The organism is Azospirillum sp. NS33 (genome assembly GCF_059703765.1).
This window is the reverse complement of the sequence record NZ_BAAKJB010000010.1, coordinates 135,246-151,736: the sequence shown is the minus strand read 5'-3', so window position 1 is coordinate 151,736 and position 16,491 is coordinate 135,246. Positions and strand designations below refer to the sequence as shown.

Below are 16,491 nucleotides of genomic sequence, written 5' to 3'. Positions count from 1 at the left end.
TCCGTGGCCGACCTCCTGGCGCAGGCCGACGCCGAGCGCCGCGCCGGCCGGCCCGACGCGGCGCTGGCGGCGTTTCGCCGCGCCCTGGCGCTGGCGCCGGGCGACACCGCCGCCCTGGCCGGGCTGTTCGCCACCCTCGACGCTCTCGGCCGCCCCGGCACGCCGGAGGAGGCCGTCGCCCGTTCAAACCTCGGCGAGGCGTTGCGCCGCGCCGGCCGGCTTGACGCGGCGGAGGCGGCCCACCGCGCCGCCGTGGCGTGGCTGCCGGGGTTCGGCGGCGTCCAGTTCAATTGGGGGGTGTTCCTCCAGGCCCGCGGGCGCACCGCCGAGGCGGCGGTCGCCTATGGCGAGGCGGCCCGGCTGATGCCCGATTTCGCCCCGGCCCACAGCAACCACGGGGCGTTGCTGCGCAGCCTGGGCCGCGCCGCCGCGGCCGAGGAGGCGCTGCGGACGGCGGTGCGTCTCGCCCCCGATCTGGCGGCCGCCCAGCTCAACCTGGGCGGCGTGTTGCGCCAGCGTGGCGCCGAGGACGAGGCGGCCCGGCGGTTCCGCATCGCCGTGGTGCTGGAGCCCGGCCGCGCCGAGGCCCACGCCAACCTCGCCCTGACCCTGAAGGACGCCGGCGCCGTCGCCGCGGCGGTGCCCGTGCTCACCCGCGCCCTGGCCGTCGGGTTGCCCGACGCCGGCGGCGTGCTGTCCCAGCTGGTCCAGGCGCACCGCCACCTGTGCCGGTGGCAGGGGCTGGAGGCCCTGTCGACCCGGTTGGTGGCGCTGGTGCGCGACGGCGCCACCGTCCAGGCCAACCCGTGGATCTTCCTGGGGGAGGACGCCGGGCCGGCGTTGGAGCGCCGCTGCGCCGAGCGCTACGCGGCGTGGCGCATGGCCGGCATCACCCCCCTGCCGCCGGCCGCGCCGCGCGCCGGCGGCGGTCCGGTGCGGGTCGGCTACCTCTCCGCCGATTTCCAGGAGCACGCCACGGCGGTGCTCATCGCCGAGCTGGTGGAGCGGCACGACCGGCGGGCGGTCGAGGTGATCGCCTATTCCTACGGCGCCGACGACGGCGGGGCGATGCGCGCCCGCCTGCGGCGCGGCGTCGACCGCTTCACCGACCTTGCCGGGGCCGATCACGCGGCCGCCGCCGACCGCATCCGCGGCGACGGCATCGATGTCCTGGTGGACCTGAAGGGCCACACCCAGGGGGCGCGGCCCGAGATCGTGGCGCGCCGCCCGGCACCGGTGCAGGCCCAGTGGCTGGGCTATCCCGGCACCCTGGGCAGCGGCGCCGTCGACTATGTCATCGCCGACCCGGTGGTGGCCCCGGCCGATCACCAGCCGTGGTATGCGGAGCGCATCGTCCACCTGCCGGTCTGCTACCAGCCCAACGACCGCTCCCGCCCGGTGGCGGCGGACACGCCGACGCGCGCCGCCTGCGGCCTGCCGGAGCGGGGGCTGGTGGTCTGCTGCTTCAACAGCGCCTACAAGATCACGCCGGCGGTGTTCGCGGTGTGGATGCGCCTGCTGGCCGCGCGGCCGGGCAGCGTTCTGTGGCTGCTGGAGGGGGCGGGCGAGGCCATGGCCAATCTGCGCCGCGCCGCCGTGGCCCATGGCGTCGATCCCGACCGGCTGGTGTTCGCGCCGCGCGCCCCGCTGCCGGCGCATCTGGCGCGCCACCGCTTGGCCGACCTGTTCCTCGACACCGCCCCCGTTGGCGCCCACACCACCGCCAGCGACGCCCTGTGGGCGGGTCTGCCGGTGCTCACCCTGTGCGGCCGGGCCTTCGCCGGGCGGGTGGGGGCGAGCCTGCTGCGCGCCGTCGGCCTGCCGGAGCTGGTCGCCCCGACCCTGGAGGCCTACGAGGCGCTGGCCCTGCGCCTGACGGCCGATCCCGCGGCGCTGGCCGACCTGCGCGGGCGGCTGGAGGCGGGCCGGGCGGCCGCACCTCTGTTCGACACCGATGGCCTGACGCGGGCGCTGGAGCGCGCGTTCGCGACAATGCGGGCGATCCACGCCGCCGGCGGCGTGCCGCGCCCCTTTGCCGTCTAGGCCGGCCCGGCGCCGATTGGCGGCGCCGGGCGTTCCCCCCTCTGTCACTGCACCGTTTCCTGACCAGGAAGGGAGTCCGATCATGGAGCGTGTCACCGGCGGCTGCCTGTGTGGCGCCGTGCGCGTCACGGCGGTGGGACCGCCCTACCGCGTCGGCCTGTGCCACTGCCTGGATTGCCGCAAGCACCATGGCGCCCTGTTCCACGCCTCCGCCATCTATCCCGCGGACGCGGTGACGGTGGACGGCGAGACGGCGTCCTACGCCGGCCGGCACTTCTGCCCGCGCTGCGGCTCGCCCGTCTTCGGGCGAAGCGCCGACGAGGTCGAGGTCAACCTCGGCGCCCTGGATGCCCCCGACCAGTTCCGGCCGACCTACGAGCTGTGGACGGTCCGCCGCGAGGCCTGGCTGCCGCCCTTCCCGCTGGCGCGGCGCTACGAGCGCGACCGGGACCCCACCCACCGCCACGAGGGGTAGCCCGCGGCCGCGCCGGTCAGGGGAACGGGCAGCGGTCGGCCGTCACCTCGACGAAGGAGCGGGGACCGGCGGCCACCGTGAAGCGGTGCTCGGTCTGGTCGATGACCACGGAGTGGTGCAGGGGAAGCAGCCCCGTGACCACCTCCTCCTCGCCGCCATGGGCGGTGATGCGGATGCTCACCGGCTCGGTCGGGTCGTACCAGGCTTCGGGCTGGCCCTGGCCGTTGCGGGCCGATGCGCCGTCGCCGGTCATCGTCACCGCGCCGTTGGCGAAGGAGGCGGAGCGGGCGCCCGACTTGACCAGCGGCGTCGACAGCACGAAGCGCTTGCTCTCCGGCGGCTGGCAGGCGCGTGGGTTCTGGGCGTTCTCGATGACGAAGCCCAGCCGCTTCGGTTCCAGCCCGTCGGACAGCCGCGCCCGCACCAGGTCGGTGAGCGTGGCGAGGTCGCCGGTCGGCACCTCGCTGGCGAGGCGGGATTCCAGGTCCTGCACGCGGGCTTCCGCGGCGCGGGCGGCGTGCTGCATCTGTCCCGCCAGCAGTTCCAGCTCCGCCTTCTGCTGCGACAGGCTGGCGACCTCCTCGCGCAGCGCCTTGTCCCGGCCCTTCAGCTGCTCGATGCCCATTTGGTACGCGAACAGCCCAGAGCCCAGCAGGATCAGGGCGAAGAACGCCAGTTTCCCGAAACCGCTCCAGAAGCGGCGTCGGTAGCGGCGGTCGTAATCGTAGTGTCCCAGGCCCATGGCGATGCGGTCGGCTTCTCGTTTCGTCCGGTCGGGTGGTGCGGCCGCGCGGCGGGGGGACGGGGGGGTGCGCGCGGCTGGGGTAATGGCTAGCGGGATCGCCCGCCGGTTTCAACCCCTCGCGGCCAACGGTCGTGATACCAAGGCGTGGCCATTTGATGACGGGGGACCTCCATGCCGGCCAAGGGCCTCTTGCTCGACCGCGACGGCGTCGTCAACCTCGACCACGGTTACGTGTGCAGCGTCGACCGCTTCGAGTTCGTGGACGGCGTCTTCGCCCTGGCCCGGCGCGCCGTCGACCTGGGCTACCGGATCGCGGTGATCACCAACCAGTCCGGAATCGCCCGCGGCTTCTACGGCGAGGAGGAGTTCGGCGCCCTGTCCGCCTGGATGGGCGAGGCCTTCGCCGCGCGCGGCGCGCCGCTGGCGGCCGTGCTCCACTGCCCCTACCACCGCGCCGGCACGGTGGCGCGCTACGCCCGCGACAGCTTCTGGCGCAAGCCCAACCCCGGCATGATCCTGGAGGCGCAGCGCCGGCTCGACCTGGACCTTGCCCGCTCGCTGATGGTCGGCGACCAGCCCACCGACATGGCGGCGGCGCGGGCGGCCGGCGTCGGCCGCTCCGTCCTGCTGGCGCCACCGGGGACGCCGACGGGCGCCGCCAGCCGGGTGGTGGCGCGACTGGCCGAGGTGGAGGCGCTGCTGCGGCCCTGAAGGGGCGGCCTCAGGCGCCGGCGGGCTCAGGCGCCGGCGGGCTCAGGCACCGGCGGTCTGGCCGCCGTAGAGTTGGTGGGCCCGGGTCTCGAACGCCTGGACCATGCGGCGCACCGCCTCGTTGAACAGAACTCCCATGATCTTCTGCAGCATCTTCGAGCGGAACTCGAAATCCACGTAGAAGTCGACGCAGGTGCCGCGCTCGTGGGGCAGGAAGATCCAGTGATTGTTCAGGTAGTGGAACGGGCCGTCGGTGTACTGCACGTCGATGCGGCACTGCGGCTCGTTCATCTCGACGCGCGAGGTGAAGCGCTCGCGGACCATCTTGAAGCCGATGACCAGATCGGCGAACAGAACATGTCCCTCGCGCCGACGCACGCGGGCGGCGAGGCACCAGGGCAGAAACTCCGGGTATCGCTCGACGTCGGCGACCAGAGCGTACATCTGCTGGGGCGAGTAGGGCAGGACCTTCTGCTCGGCGTGGGTGGGCATGCGCGCTGCGTCTCCGTCACTCGGCCGCGTGCTTGGCGGCGCGGGCGGCGCGCAGCTTGACGAAGTCCGACCCGGCATGGTGGGACGACCGGGTCAGGGGGGAGGCCGACACCATGAGGAAGCCCTTGGCGCGGGCCATGCGCGTGTAGGCCTCGAACTCCTCCGGCGTGACGAAGCGGTCGACCGCCACGTGCTTGGGCGTCGGCTGCAGGTACTGGCCGATGGTGATGAAGTCGACGTCGGCGGCGCGCATGTCGTCCATCACCTGGGCCACCTCCTCCTTGGTCTCGCCCAGCCCGACCATGATGCCGGATTTGGTGAACATGGTCGGATCGACCTCCTTGACCCGGGCCAGGAGCTGGAGCGAGGCGAAGTAGCGCGCGCCGGGGCGGATCGTCGGGTAGAGCCGCGGCACGGTCTCCAGGTTGTGGTTGAAGACGTCGGGGCGGGCGGCCACCACCGTCTCCAGCGCACCCCGCTTCTTCTGGAAGTCGGGGGTCAGCACCTCGATGGTGGTCGCCGGCGTCGCCGCGCGGATCGCCCGGATGGTGCGGGCGAAATGCTCGGCCCCGCCGTCGTCCAGGTCGTCGCGGTCGACCGAGGTGACCACCACATGGCTGAGCTGGAGGTGCGCCGTCGCCTCCGCCACGTTGTCCGGCTCGTGCGGGTCGAGCGTGTCGGGCCGCCCGGTCTGCACGTTGCAGAAGGCGCAGCCGCGGGTGCAGATGGCGCCCAGGATCATGAAGGTGGCGTGGCGGTGCTTCCAGCACTCCCCGATGTTGGGGCAGGCCGCCTCCTCGCACACGGTGTGGAGCTTGAGGCCGCGCATCAGCTTGCGGGTCTCGTGGTACTCCGGGCTCATCGGCGCCTTGACGCGCAGCCACGCGGGCTTGTTGCGCTGCACCGGGTTGTCGGGCCGGTGGGCCTTCTCCGGGTGGCGCAGCTTGTCGGCGGCGGGCACGTCGGTCGTGGCGACGTCGTTCGCGGGGGCGTCGGTCATGGCGTCAGCAACTCCCACCGGCGCGCCGCGACGCGGCCGCACCGGTCAATGGGCCGGCGGCGCTCACACGCGCCATTCCGGCGGAAACAGTTGGGCCGGATAGGCCGGATCCAGCGCCTGGTCAAGGGTGAAGGGCGGCTCGGCGGGAAAGCGCTCCTGGTCGACCTCGGCCTCGTCGGCCGCGCCGAGGCGCGCCTGTGCATAGAGCTCTCCGAACTCCGAGACCACGACCGGCCGCAGGCTCGGGCTTTGCTTCAGGCGTTTGCCCACCATCCGGCGCTGTTCGCGGATGGTGGCGCGCCAGCCGCGCTCGCACCGTTCATGGAGCTCCGGGCAATACAGCCATTTCAGCAGGTGAAGCAGAAGAACCGTCAAGCGGCTGTCGATCTCGCTCCACTCGCTGCGGCCCATGCTCTCGATCTCCTCCGCGACGTTCTCCCAGTCGACCGGGGCGTTGTTGCGGGCCGCGCCGGCACGACGCAACTCCGCCGCCTGGGATTGGGTCCAGGCGTAGAAGTCCTCGTCGTAGGCGGCGCTGGCTCGGCTCATCGGTCGACCGGGAGATGTCACATCGGATAGGCTCGTTAAAAATGGACCGCCCGGCCGTAGGCATCAAGGACGGACTCGTGCATCATCTCCGACAGGGTGGGGTGCGGGAAGACGGTGTGCATGAGTTCGGCCTCGGTGGTCTCCATGGTCTTGGCGACCGTGTAGCCCTGGATCAGCTCCGTCACTTCGGCGCCGATCATGTGGGCGCCCAGCAACTCGCCGGTCTTGGCGTCGAAGACCGTCTTGACCAGGCCCTCGGGCTCGCCCAGGGCGATGGCCTTGCCGTTGCCGATGAAGGGGAACCGGCCGACCTTGACCTGGTAGCCCTTCTCCTTGGCCTTGGCCTCGCTGAGGCCCACCGAGGCGATCTGCGGGTGCGAGTAGGTGCAGCCCGGGATCATCCGGACGTCCAGCGCGTGGGGGTGCTTGCCGGCGATGTGCTCGGCGACGATCACCCCCTCATGGCTGGCCTTGTGGGCCAGCCACGGCGCCCCGGTGACGTCGCCGATGGCGTAGACGCCGGGTTCGTCGGTCTGGCACATCGGGTTGGTGAGGATGTGACCGCGGTCCATCTTCACCTTGGTGTTCTCCAGGCCGAGGTTCTCGGTGTTGGGCGAGATGCCGACGGCGACGATGACCCGGTCGACGGTGATGTCCTCGGACTTGCCCTTGGCCTCCACCGCCACCGTGACGCTGTCGGCCGCCTTGCGCAGGTTGCCGGCCTTGGCCCCGGTGATGATCCGCATGCCCTGCTTCTCGAAGGCCTTGCGGGCGAGGCCGGAGATCTCCTCGTCCTCCACGGGGAGGATGCGGTCCATCACCTCCACCACCGTGACCTTGGAGCCCAGCGCGTTGTAGAAGCTGGCGAACTCGATGCCGATGGCGCCCGAGCCGATGACCAGCAGCGACGTCGGGAAGGCCTCCGGCGTCATCGCCTTCTTGTAGGTCCACACCAGCTTGCCGTCGTCCTCGAGGCCCGGCAGGGTGCGGGCCCGCGCGCCCGTGGCGATGATGATGTTCTTCGCCCCGAAGGTGCCGACCGGCGCACCGCCCTTGGTGACGGCCACTTGGCCCTTGCCGGCCAGCTTGCCCTCGCCGTCGATGACGGTGACCTTGTTCTTCTTCAGCAGGTGCTTGACGCCGCCGTTGAGCTGGCCGGCGATCTTGCGCGACCGCTCCACCACCTTGGCAAGATCGAAGTCCACGTCCTTGACGGACAAGCCGAAATCCGACGCGTGCTTGGCCAGGTGCATGACCTCGGCCGTGCGCAGCAGGGCCTTGGTGGGGATGCAGCCCCAGTTCAGGCAGATGCCGCCGAGGTGCTCGCGTTCCACCACCGCCGTGTGCAGGCCGAGCTGGGCGGCGCGGATCGCCGCCACGTAGCCGCCCGGACCGCCGCCGATGACGATGACGTCGTAGTTCATGTCGGCCATGAGAACAGCCTCCTAAAATCTTGATACGTCAACGCAATCGGCCGCTCAGAGCAGCATGCTCAGAGGGTCTTCGATGAGCTTCTTGAACACCGAAAGGAACTGGGCTCCGACGGCGCCGTCGGCGACGCGGTGGTCGACCGAGATGGTGCAGCTCATCACCGTGGCGATGGCCAGCGCGCCGTCCTTGACCACCGGGCGCTGCTCGCTGACGCCGACCGCCAGGATGGCGCCCTGGGGCGGGTTGATCAGCGCCTCGAACTGCTTGATCCCGAACATGCCGAGGTTGGAGATCGAGAAGGTGCCGCCCTGGTACTCCTCGGGCTTCAGCGCGCCCTCGCGGGCCCGCTTGGCGAGGTCCTTCATCTCCGCCGAGATCTCGGCCAGGCCCTTGCGGTCGGCGTTCTTGATGATCGGCGTGATGAGCCCGGTCGGCGTGGCGGCGGCGACGGAGATGTCGACGTTCTCGTACTCGAGCATCGCCTCGTCGGTCCAGGCGGCGTTCAGCACCGGCATCTTCTTCAGGGCCAGGGCGGAGGCGCGGATGACGAAGTCGTTGACCGACAGCTTGTAGGCGTCGGACCGGCCGTTGAGGTCGGCGCGCACCTTCAGCAGGTCGTCGATGATGCAGTCCACGGTGAGGTGGTACTGCGGGATGGTCTGCTGCCCCTCGGTGAGACGCCGCGAGATGGTCTTGCGCATCGAGCTGTTGGGCACCGCCTTGTAGCGCATGCCGAGCTTGTCGGAATACGCCTTGGCGTCGATGCCCGTGGACAGCTTGGGCGCTGCGGCCGGGGCGGCGGCCGGCGCCGCCGGAGCGGCGGAGGGCTGGGCGGCAGGAGCGGCGGACGGCACGCGCGGGGCGGCCTTGGCGGCCTCCACGTCGGCCTTCACGATGCGGCCGTTGGGGCCGGTGCCCTTGACCGTCGTCAGGTCGAGGCCGGCCTGCTCGGCCAGGCGCCGCGCCAGCGGGCTGGCGAACACCCGGCCGCCGGTGCCGGCCGGGGCCGGGGTCGGGGGCGCGGCCTTGGGAGCCTCCGGCGCCGCAGCGGTTTGGGGGGCGGTTTGGGGAGCCGGCTGGGCGGCGGGGGCGGCCGCCGGGGCGGCAGCGGCACCGGCCAGCGCGCTGGCGTCCTCGCCCTCCTCCAGGAGGATGGCGATGGGGGTGTTCACCGCGACGCCCTGGGAGCCGCCCTCGACGAGGATCTTGCCGAGCACCCCCTCGTCGACGGCCTCGACCTCCATGGTCGCCTTGTCGGTCTCGATCTCCGCCAGCACGTCGCCGGCCTTGACCTCGTCGCCTTCCTTCTTCAGCCACTTCGCGAGGTTGCCCTCGGTCATCGTGGGCGAGAGGGCGGGCATCAGGATCGGAATGGTCATGGTGCCCTCCTCAGCGATAGCAGACCTGCTTGGCCGCGGCCACGACGGCGTCGGGCTGCGGCAAAGCGAGCTTTTCCAGGTTGGCGGCGTAGGGCATCGGCACGTCGACGCCGGCCACCCGCACCACCGGCGCGTCGAGGAAATCGAAGGCGTGCTCCATCATCAGCGCCGACAGCTCGGAGCCGATGCCGCACACCGGCCAGCCCTCTTCCACGGACACCAGCCGGTTGGTCTTCTTGACGCTCTCGACGATGGTGTGGACGTCCAGGGGGCGGATGGTGCGCAGGTCGATGACCTCGGCCTCGATGCCCTCGCCGGCCAGCGTCTCGGCGGCGGCGAGCGCGTGGGCCACCATCAGCGAGTAGGCGACGATGGTGACGTCCTTGCCCTGGCGCAGCACCTTGGCCCGGCCGATCGGCACCGTGAAGTCCTCGCTCTCCGGCACCTCGAAGCTGTGGCCGTAGAGGATTTCGTTCTCCAGGAAGATCACCGGGTTGGGATCGCGGATGGCGGACTTCAGCAGACCCTTGAAGTCGGAGGCCGAGTAGGGGGCCACCACCTTGAGGCCCGGGCAGTGGGCGTACCAGGACGCGTAGTCCTGGGAGTGCTGGGCGGCGACCCGCGCCGCCGCGCCGTTGGGGCCGCGGAAGACGATGGGGCAGCCCATCTGCCCGCCCGACATGTACAAGGTCTTGGCGGCCGAGTTGACGATCTGGTCGATCGCCTGCATGGCGAAGTTGAAGGTCATGAACTCGACGATCGGCCGCAGCCCCTTGAAGGCGGCGCCGACGGCGAGGCCGCCGAAGCCGTGCTCGGTGATCGGCGTGTCGATGACGCGGTCCGGGCCGAACTCCTGCAGCAGGTTCTGCGACACCTTGTAGGCGCCCTGGTACTGGGCGACCTCCTCGCCCATCAGGAAGACGTTGGCGTCGCGCCGCATCTCCTCGGCCATGGCGTCGCGCAGCGCCTCGCGCACCGTCCTCTTGACGGTCTTGTCGAAGAAGCGGTCCTCGTCGGACGGCGGCGGGGCCGCCGGACCCTTGACCTGGGCCGGGGTCGGCAGGGTGGCCGCGGCCGGCGCCTCGCCGGCCGGGGCCGGGGCGGCGGCGGTCTTGGGCGTGCTCTCCTCCGCGGTCGCCAGGGCGGCGTCGGCGGATTCACCCTCCTCCAGCAGGATGGCGATGGGGGTGTTCACGGCGACGTTGTCGGTGCCCTCGGCCACCAGCAGCTTGCCGATCCGGCCCTCGTCGACGGCCTCGACCTCCATGGTCGCCTTGTCGGTCTCGATCTCGGCCAGCACGTCGCCGGACTTGACCGCGTCCCCTTCCTTCTTCAGCCATTTCGCCAGCTTGCCCTCGGTCATGGTGGGCGACAGCGCCGGCATCAGCACTTCGATCGGCATACCTTCCCTCCGCGTCCGCGCGCGTGCCCCGACCGGTCGTGCCGGACGGGTGCCGCGCCGCGGCTCCGCCATTGGTTTCGCGTCAGCTTGCGACGAGGACGTCCGTGTAGAGCTCGGACGGGTCCGGCTCCGGGCTCTGCTGCGAGAACTCCGCCGCCTCGGAGACCACCGCCTTCACCGCGCGGTCGATCTCCTTCAGCTTGTCCTCGTCGGCGACGCCCTTGTCGAGCAGGAGCTTCTTCATCTGGTCGATGGGATCGGATTCCGTCCGCATCTTCTCGACCTCCTCCTTCGTCCGGTACTTCGCGGGATCGGACATGGAGTGGCCGCGGTAGCGGTAGGTCTTCAGCTCGAGGATCACCGGGCCGTTGCCGTCGCGCACCCAGGGGATCCATTCGTCGGCCGCCGCCTTGACGTCCAGCACGTTCATGCCGTTGACCTGGTGGCCGGGGATGCCGTAGGAGGCGCCGCGCTGGTGCAGTTCGCCGGCCGAGGCGCGCTCCTGCGCCGTGCCCATGGCGTACTTGTTGTTCTCGATGACGTAGACCACCGGGAGCTTCCACAGGGCGGCCATGTTGAAGCTCTCGTAGACCTGGCCCTGGTTGATGGCGCCGTCGCCGAGATAGCACGTGCACACGCCGCCGTCCTTGGCGTACTTGTGCGCGAAGGCCAACCCGGTGCCCAGGGGGACCTGGGCGCCGACGATGCCGTGGCCGCCGTAGAAGTGCTTCTCGCGGCTGAACATGTGCATCGAGCCGCCCTTGCCCTTGGAGTAGCCGCCGCGCCGCCCCGTCAGTTCCGCCATGACGCCCTTGGGGTCCATGCCGCAGGCCAGCATGTGGCCGTGGTCGCGGTAGCTGGTGATGACGCTGTCGCCGTCCTTCAGCGCCGCCTGGATGCCCACCACCACGGCCTCCTGGCCGATGTAGAGGTGGCAGAAGCCGCCGATCAGGCCCATGCCGTAGAGCTGCCCGGCCTTCTCCTCGAAGCGGCGGATCTGCAGCATCTCGCGGTAGTAGTGCAGGAGTTCCTCGGGCGAGGCGCCCGCGGTGGTGTTGGACGGTGCGGACTCGGAAGGCGCCTTCGTCCGGCGTCGTGGCGCAGCCATGTATCCTCCCCTGGCGTTGACAGGACCGGCCGTTGCGGGAGCCCGTGCCGCCGGTCGTTGTGACATTCATAGCGCCCGATCCCGGCCCGGGCAAGGGCGGGCTCGGCAACCGGTTGATTTCACTTGAAAAAGACAGCATTAACCGCGATGAGGTTAATGTGCTGATTTCCGACCGCTTCCCCTTGCCGGCCGATCCTGCTGCGGCGTGCCGCGGGTGTGTTTTGCAAACCGGGCGGACCAACAACGCAACTTTCGACTCGGCCGGGCGGGCGCCGGCGGCGCGTCCGGTGCCTCCGCGTCTTCAGCGCCGCCCGACCCTAGCACCGGAACGGCCCGAGGGGCCATGCCCAACCCGGCCGCTATGCCGAAGGGCCAGCAGGGCGGGGCGGAGCAGGGCGGGGTCGGGAGGACGGGGCGGTCAGCGCAGCGGTGCGGGGAGGTCCGGATCCGGCAACGGCGGCAGGGTGCCCGCGGCGGGGGCGCGGGGCAGGACGACCTCGTTTGGGTGCGAGAGGTTGAGCATGGAGCGCGCCCGCTCGTCGAGCATGTCGAGATCGAGGTTGTCGGCGCGCAGCAGGTTGGCGCGCTTCTCCATGGTCATGCGTTCGGCCCGCACCTCGGCGAGCACGCGCTCGGCGGTGGCGATCTCGCCGCGCAGGCTCTTCAGCGCGATCAGGCCGCGGTCGCCCTGGACCGCGTAGTAGACGAAGTAGCCAACGACACACGCGCCGATCGCCGGCCCGATGACCTGACGCAGGGCGTTCCTGGCCGCGCGGGCTACCGCGTCCGCAATGTTATCCACCATCGACATCGCGCGATGGAATCATGGCCGAATCGGGGCGTCAAACGGAAAGCCGGGCGGCCCTCACGAACCGGCGGGGGTGCGTTCCCGCGGCCACACCATGGCACGGCTGCGACACCGTCAGGCGGCGGGCGGCACCGGGCGGGGCTGGCCGTCGTCGGCGATGGCGACGTAGGTGAACACCCCCTCGGTCACCTTGACCGCCTCGCCGCTGCGGAAGCGGGTGACCCAGGTGTCGATGCGCACCCGCATCGAGGTCCGTCCGACCCGCTCCACGGTGGCGAAGCAACTGACCTCGTCGCCGACGTAGACCGGCTTGTGGAAGGTCATCGCCTCCACGCCGACCGTGGCCACCCGGCCCTGGGCGCGGCGGACCGCGACGACGCCGCCCGCCAGATCCATCTGGGCCAGCAGCCAGCCGCCGAAGATGTCGCCGTTGGGGTTGGTGTCGCCGGGCATGGCGATGGTGCGCAGGGCGGGGCCGCGGGTGAGGTCGGCGGGCGCCTGCTGGGCCGGATTCGTGTCGTCCATGGAACCTCCGCTGCGGGGTGGTCCGCCGTCGGAAAAAAGGCGGAACCAGATCTTGTGCGCCTGCTATAGTGCGGCCACAGCATGCGCTTGCGCACCCCAGACGAAATTCCTATGGTCGCCGGCATGAGTGATCTCTTCGCGAACACGGCCCGCAAGGCCGAGACCTACTCCGCCCAGGACATCGAGGTTCTGGAGGGGCTGGAGCCGGTGCGCCGGCGTCCCGGCATGTACATCGGCGGCACCGACGAGCGGGCGCTCCACCACCTCGTCGCCGAGGTTCTGGACAACGCGATGGACGAGGCGGTGGCCGGGCACGCCACCCGCATCGACCTGGAGCTGGCGGCGGACGGCACCGTCACGGTGCGCGACAACGGCCGCGGCATTCCCGTCGACGAGCACCCGAAATACCCGGGCAAATCGGCGCTGGAGGTGATCCTCACCACGCTCCACTCCGGCGGCAAGTTCTCCAACAAGGTGTACGAGACCTCGGGCGGCCTGCACGGCGTCGGCCTGTCCGTGGTCAACGCCCTGACCGACCGGCTGCGGGTCGAGGTGGCGCGCGACCGCCAGCTCTACGTCCAGGATTATTGCCGCGGCGTGCCCCAGGGCCCCCTGGCCTGCCAGGGGGCGGTCAACCGGCGCGGCACCACCATTCGCTTTCACGTCGACGCCGAGATCTTCGGGGAGGCCGCCCGTTTCGAGCCGCACCGCCTCTACCGGATGGCGCGCTCCAAGGCCTACCTGTTCCGCGGGGTCGAAATCCGCTGGAGCTGCGAGGCCTCCCTGCTGGCTCCCGACAGCACCACCCCGGCCCAGGAGACCCTGCATTTTCCCGGCGGCCTGCTGGACTACCTGCACGGCGCGCTGAAGGAGCGCAGGACGCTGACGCCGACCCCGTTCTCCGGACAGGTGGAGTTCCCCAACGGCCAGGGGCGGGGGGAATGGGCGGTGGCCTGGCCGGAGGACGAGGACGGCTTCTCGCACACCTACTGCAACACCGTCCCCACCCCCCAGGGCGGCACCCACGAGGCCGGCCTGCGCGCGGCGCTGGTGCGCGGGCTGAAGGGCTATGGCGAGCTGACCAGCAACAAGCGCGCCGGTCAGATCGCCGCCGAGGACGTGATGGGCGAGGCCTGCATCCTGCTGTCGGTGTTCATCCGCGAGCCGCAGTTCCAGGGCCAGACCAAGGACAAGCTGGCGACGCCGGAGGCGCAGCGCCTGGTCGAGGCGGCGGTCAAGGACCACTTCGACCACTGGCTGTCGGGCGACCCCTCGGCCTCCAACGCCCTGCTGGAGCGCCTGATCGAGAAGGCCGAGGACCGCGCCAAGCGCCGCCAGAGCAAGGAGATGGCCCGCAAGAGCGCGACCCGCCGGCTGCGGCTGCCGGGCAAGCTCGCGGACTGCTCGCGCAACTCCCCGGACGGCACGGAGATTTTCCTGGTCGAGGGCGATTCCGCCGGCGGCTCGGCCAAGCAGGCGCGCAACCGCGAGACCCAGGCGATCCTGCCCCTGCGCGGCAAGATCCTCAACGTGGCCAGCGCGACCACCGACAAGATGCGCGCGAACCAGGAGCTGAACGATCTGGTCCAGGCGCTCGGCTGCGGTCTCGGCAGGGACTTCTCGGTCGACAAGCTGCGCTACGAGCGGGTCATCATCATGACCGACGCCGACGTCGACGGCGCCCACATCGCCTCGCTGCTGATGACCTTCTTCTACCGCGAGATGGCCGGGCTGATCCAGCAGGGCCACCTCTACCTGGCGATGCCGCCGCTCTACCGCATCAGCGCCGGCACCAAGTCCCTCTACGCCCGCGACGACGCCCACAAGGAGGAGCTGATGGGGCGTGAGTTCAAGGGCCGCAAGACCGAGATCAGCCGGTTCAAGGGCCTCGGCGAGATGATGCCGGCCCAGCTGCGGGAAACCACCATGGACCCGACCCGGCGCACCCTGCTGCGGGTCGTCGTGCCCAACGCCGCCGACCCGCTGGAGGAGGACGAGGCCGCGATGACCCGCGGCCTCGTGGAGAGCCTGATGGGGCGGCGTCCGGAGCTGCGCTTCCGCTACATCCAGGAGCACGCCAGGTTCGTGCAGGCCGACGACATCGACGTGTAGGGACGCGCGGGGCGCGACCGCCGCCTCACCGCAGGTGGTCGAGCAACGGATCGTCCTCGGCCGGGCCCCGCCACCGGTCGAACCAGACGACGTCGCGCAACGGCGTGCGCTCCTGCCAGCCGGCGCTTTCCAGCTCCGGCCGGTCGTGGAAATGGGAGACGCGGCCGACGCAGAGATAGGCGATCGGCCGGATCGCCGGCGGGATGCCCAGGGCCTCGCGCAGGTCGTCGGGGCGCAGGATGCTGACCCAGCCCACCCCGATGTTCTCGGCCCGCGCCGCCAGCCAGAGGTTCTGCACCGCGCACACCGCGCTGTAGAGGTCCATCTCCGGCTGGTGGGTGCGGCCCAGGACCACGGCGCCCCGGCGGTCGCGGTCGCAGGTGACGCAGATCCCCACCGGCGCCTCGACGATGCCCTGCAGCTTCAGGGCGCGGTAGCGCCGCTGCCGCTCCCCCTCGAAGAGGTCGGCGGCCTCGCCGTTGGCGCGATCGAAGGCGTCCTTCACCCGGGCCCGCACCGCCGGGTCGCGCACCACGATGAAGTCCCAGGGCTGCATGAACCCGACCGACGGGGCGTGGTGGGCGGCGGCGAGGATGCGGGCCAGCGCGTCGTCGGGGATGGGATCGGGCTGGAACTGGCCGCGGACGTCGCGGCGGCGGTGGATGCATTTGTAGACGGCGTCGCGCTCGGCCGCTGAGAACGCGTCGTCCGGCACCTCGTCGTCGGACCGGGTGCCGGTGGTGGAGCGGGCGTCCATGGTGTCCCCTTCCTGGAGGCAAAAGGGGCCGCCGCCTGTCCGGGGCGGGGCCCTGATGCGTCCAGGCCGGTCTTCTGACTGAGGATCGTCCCGTCCGGACGCCTTCCCGGCCGCTGGCCAGTGGCGCGTGTCCGGACGGTCCCCATCACAGCGTTGGGCACGTGGCGGATTCCCACCGCCTTCCCGATTCTCCCGCAAGCCGCGGGCACCTGGCGCGGCGCCATGGTGGCACGGGACGCCCGGCGGCGCCAGAGGCCGCCGCGACCGCTCACGCGGTGCGCCGGTATTCCACGGCGTGGCCCCGCTTGTCGAAGTCGGCGCGCAGCCACCGGCCGTCCGCGGCGTACCAGATGGTTCCATCCAGGAAGTTGTCGACGGCGTAGGCGGTGGCGGCGATCCGGCGGCCGTCCAGGGTGACCGGGTCGCGGCCGCGGCGGCGCACCGACTGCGTCACCACCGTGCCCTTCACCGGGTCGATCACCCGCGGGCTGTCGAGCACGCCCGGGTTCCAGAAGCTGGCCGGCATCACGCCGGCCGCGACCGGCCGGCCGTTCAGCAGGACGCCGTCCGCGGTGTTGCGGGCCTCGACCCGATAGGCGTCGCCGTTCTCCTCGCCGCTGCTGCGGTAGCGCACCCAGCGCCCACCCACCCAGCGCTCCTCGGTCTCCTGGGAGAAGCGGTAGGCGGTGATGAACGCCACCTTCACCCGGATCCGGGTGGAGCCCAGCGCATCGAAGCCGTCGGCGGTGGGGACGAACCGCAGCGTGTGGTGGCCGGCCTCGTCGCCGTTGACGCGGATGGCGAAGCGGAGCGGTCCGGCGGGCGGCATCGTCCCGCCCTGGGCCCACCCCCGTCCGAGGCCGCCGGCCAGGATGGTGGCGCCGGTCGCCCCGGCGAGCAGCGCCCGACGGTCCAGCGTCAGCATGGCCCTCTCCCTCGTGGCGGTTGGATCGA

The 16,491-nt window shown here is 71.3% G+C and carries 16 protein-coding genes and 1 riboswitch; of the genes, 4 read left to right on the top strand and 12 right to left on the bottom strand.

The window, feature by feature from the left end:
• Window positions 1-3: 3 nt before the first annotated feature.
• Window positions 4-2,043 carry an O-linked N-acetylglucosamine transferase, SPINDLY family protein gene (locus tag AC6H2I_RS11540; RefSeq protein ID WP_497500776.1) on the top strand — a complete coding sequence of 680 codons (2,040 nt, stop codon included), beginning with the start codon at window positions 4-6 and terminating at the stop codon, window positions 2,041-2,043.
• 82 nt (window positions 2,044-2,125) lie between these two features.
• Complete coding sequence (locus tag AC6H2I_RS11535) at window positions 2,126-2,518, top strand: GFA family protein (RefSeq protein ID WP_497500775.1); 393 nt, start codon at window positions 2,126-2,128, stop codon at window positions 2,516-2,518.
• Window positions 2,519-2,534: 16 nt separating this feature from the next.
• Here the strand turns inward: AC6H2I_RS11535 and AC6H2I_RS11530 are convergent, their stop codons facing one another.
• Window positions 2,535-3,260 (bottom strand): hypothetical protein, encoded by a 726-nt coding sequence (locus tag AC6H2I_RS11530; RefSeq protein ID WP_497500774.1) that lies wholly within the window; start codon window positions 3,258-3,260, stop codon window positions 2,535-2,537.
• A 174-nt stretch (window positions 3,261-3,434) separates the two neighbouring features.
• Here AC6H2I_RS11530 and AC6H2I_RS11525 point away from each other — a divergent pair, with 174 nt between their 5' ends.
• Window positions 3,435-3,974: a D-glycero-alpha-D-manno-heptose-1,7-bisphosphate 7-phosphatase gene (locus AC6H2I_RS11525; RefSeq protein ID WP_497500773.1), complete on the top strand. Its 540-nt coding sequence runs from the start codon at window positions 3,435-3,437 to the stop codon at window positions 3,972-3,974.
• Window positions 3,975-4,016: 42 nt separating this feature from the next.
• Here the strand turns inward: AC6H2I_RS11525 and AC6H2I_RS11520 are convergent, their stop codons facing one another.
• From AC6H2I_RS11520 to AC6H2I_RS11480, 9 genes are all read right to left on the bottom strand, one after another.
• Entirely contained in the window at window positions 4,017-4,466 is a 450-nt protein-coding gene (locus AC6H2I_RS11520) for a type II toxin-antitoxin system RatA family toxin (RefSeq protein ID WP_497500772.1), read from the bottom strand.
• Window positions 4,467-4,482: 16 nt separating this feature from the next.
• On the bottom strand, window positions 4,483-5,466 hold the full coding sequence (gene lipA, locus AC6H2I_RS11515; protein WP_497500771.1) for a lipoyl synthase: 984 nt from the start codon (window positions 5,464-5,466) through the stop codon (window positions 4,483-4,485).
• Between the two features lie 63 nt (window positions 5,467-5,529).
• Window positions 5,530-6,015 (bottom strand): DUF29 domain-containing protein, encoded by a 486-nt coding sequence (locus tag AC6H2I_RS11510; RefSeq protein ID WP_497500770.1) that lies wholly within the window; start codon window positions 6,013-6,015, stop codon window positions 5,530-5,532.
• A gap of 35 nt (window positions 6,016-6,050) precedes the next feature.
• A complete protein-coding gene (gene lpdA / locus AC6H2I_RS11505; RefSeq protein WP_497500769.1) occupies window positions 6,051-7,448 on the bottom strand; it encodes a dihydrolipoyl dehydrogenase in 1,398 nt (465 codons plus the stop codon).
• A gap of 45 nt (window positions 7,449-7,493) precedes the next feature.
• Window positions 7,494-8,825, bottom strand: coding sequence for a pyruvate dehydrogenase complex dihydrolipoamide acetyltransferase (locus tag AC6H2I_RS11500; protein WP_497500768.1), 1,332 nt, complete (start codon window positions 8,823-8,825; stop codon window positions 7,494-7,496).
• Between the two features lie 10 nt (window positions 8,826-8,835).
• Window positions 8,836-10,227, bottom strand: coding sequence for a pyruvate dehydrogenase complex E1 component subunit beta (locus tag AC6H2I_RS11495; RefSeq protein WP_497500767.1), 1,392 nt, complete (start codon window positions 10,225-10,227; stop codon window positions 8,836-8,838).
• An 82-nt stretch (window positions 10,228-10,309) separates the two neighbouring features.
• Window positions 10,310-11,335, bottom strand: coding sequence for a pyruvate dehydrogenase (acetyl-transferring) E1 component subunit alpha (gene pdhA, locus AC6H2I_RS11490; RefSeq protein WP_497500766.1), 1,026 nt, complete (start codon window positions 11,333-11,335; stop codon window positions 10,310-10,312).
• A gap of 418 nt (window positions 11,336-11,753) precedes the next feature.
• Window positions 11,754-12,146: an FtsB family cell division protein gene (locus AC6H2I_RS11485; RefSeq protein ID WP_497500765.1), complete on the bottom strand. Its 393-nt coding sequence runs from the start codon at window positions 12,144-12,146 to the stop codon at window positions 11,754-11,756.
• Window positions 12,147-12,257: 111 nt separating this feature from the next.
• Window positions 12,258-12,668, bottom strand: a complete 411-nt coding sequence (locus AC6H2I_RS11480; RefSeq protein WP_497500764.1) for an acyl-CoA thioesterase — start codon at window positions 12,666-12,668, stop codon at window positions 12,258-12,260.
• 123 nt (window positions 12,669-12,791) lie between these two features.
• Between AC6H2I_RS11480 and parE the strand changes: the two genes are divergently transcribed.
• Entirely contained in the window at window positions 12,792-14,780 is a 1,989-nt protein-coding gene (parE, locus tag AC6H2I_RS11475; RefSeq protein ID WP_497500763.1) for a DNA topoisomerase IV subunit B, read from the top strand.
• A gap of 25 nt (window positions 14,781-14,805) precedes the next feature.
• Here parE and bluB read toward each other — a convergent pair whose 3' ends face one another.
• Together bluB and AC6H2I_RS11465 are read right to left on the bottom strand one after the other, a co-directional pair.
• Complete coding sequence (bluB, locus tag AC6H2I_RS11470) at window positions 14,806-15,537, bottom strand: 5,6-dimethylbenzimidazole synthase (protein ID WP_497500762.1); 732 nt, start codon at window positions 15,535-15,537, stop codon at window positions 14,806-14,808.
• A gap of 61 nt (window positions 15,538-15,598) precedes the next feature.
• Window positions 15,599-15,750, bottom strand: a riboswitch (cobalamin riboswitch).
• Window positions 15,751-15,805: 55 nt separating this feature from the next.
• Window positions 15,806-16,462, bottom strand: a complete 657-nt coding sequence (locus tag AC6H2I_RS11465; protein WP_497500761.1) for a DUF6134 family protein — start codon at window positions 16,460-16,462, stop codon at window positions 15,806-15,808.
• Between the last annotated feature and the right edge of the window lie 29 nt (window positions 16,463-16,491).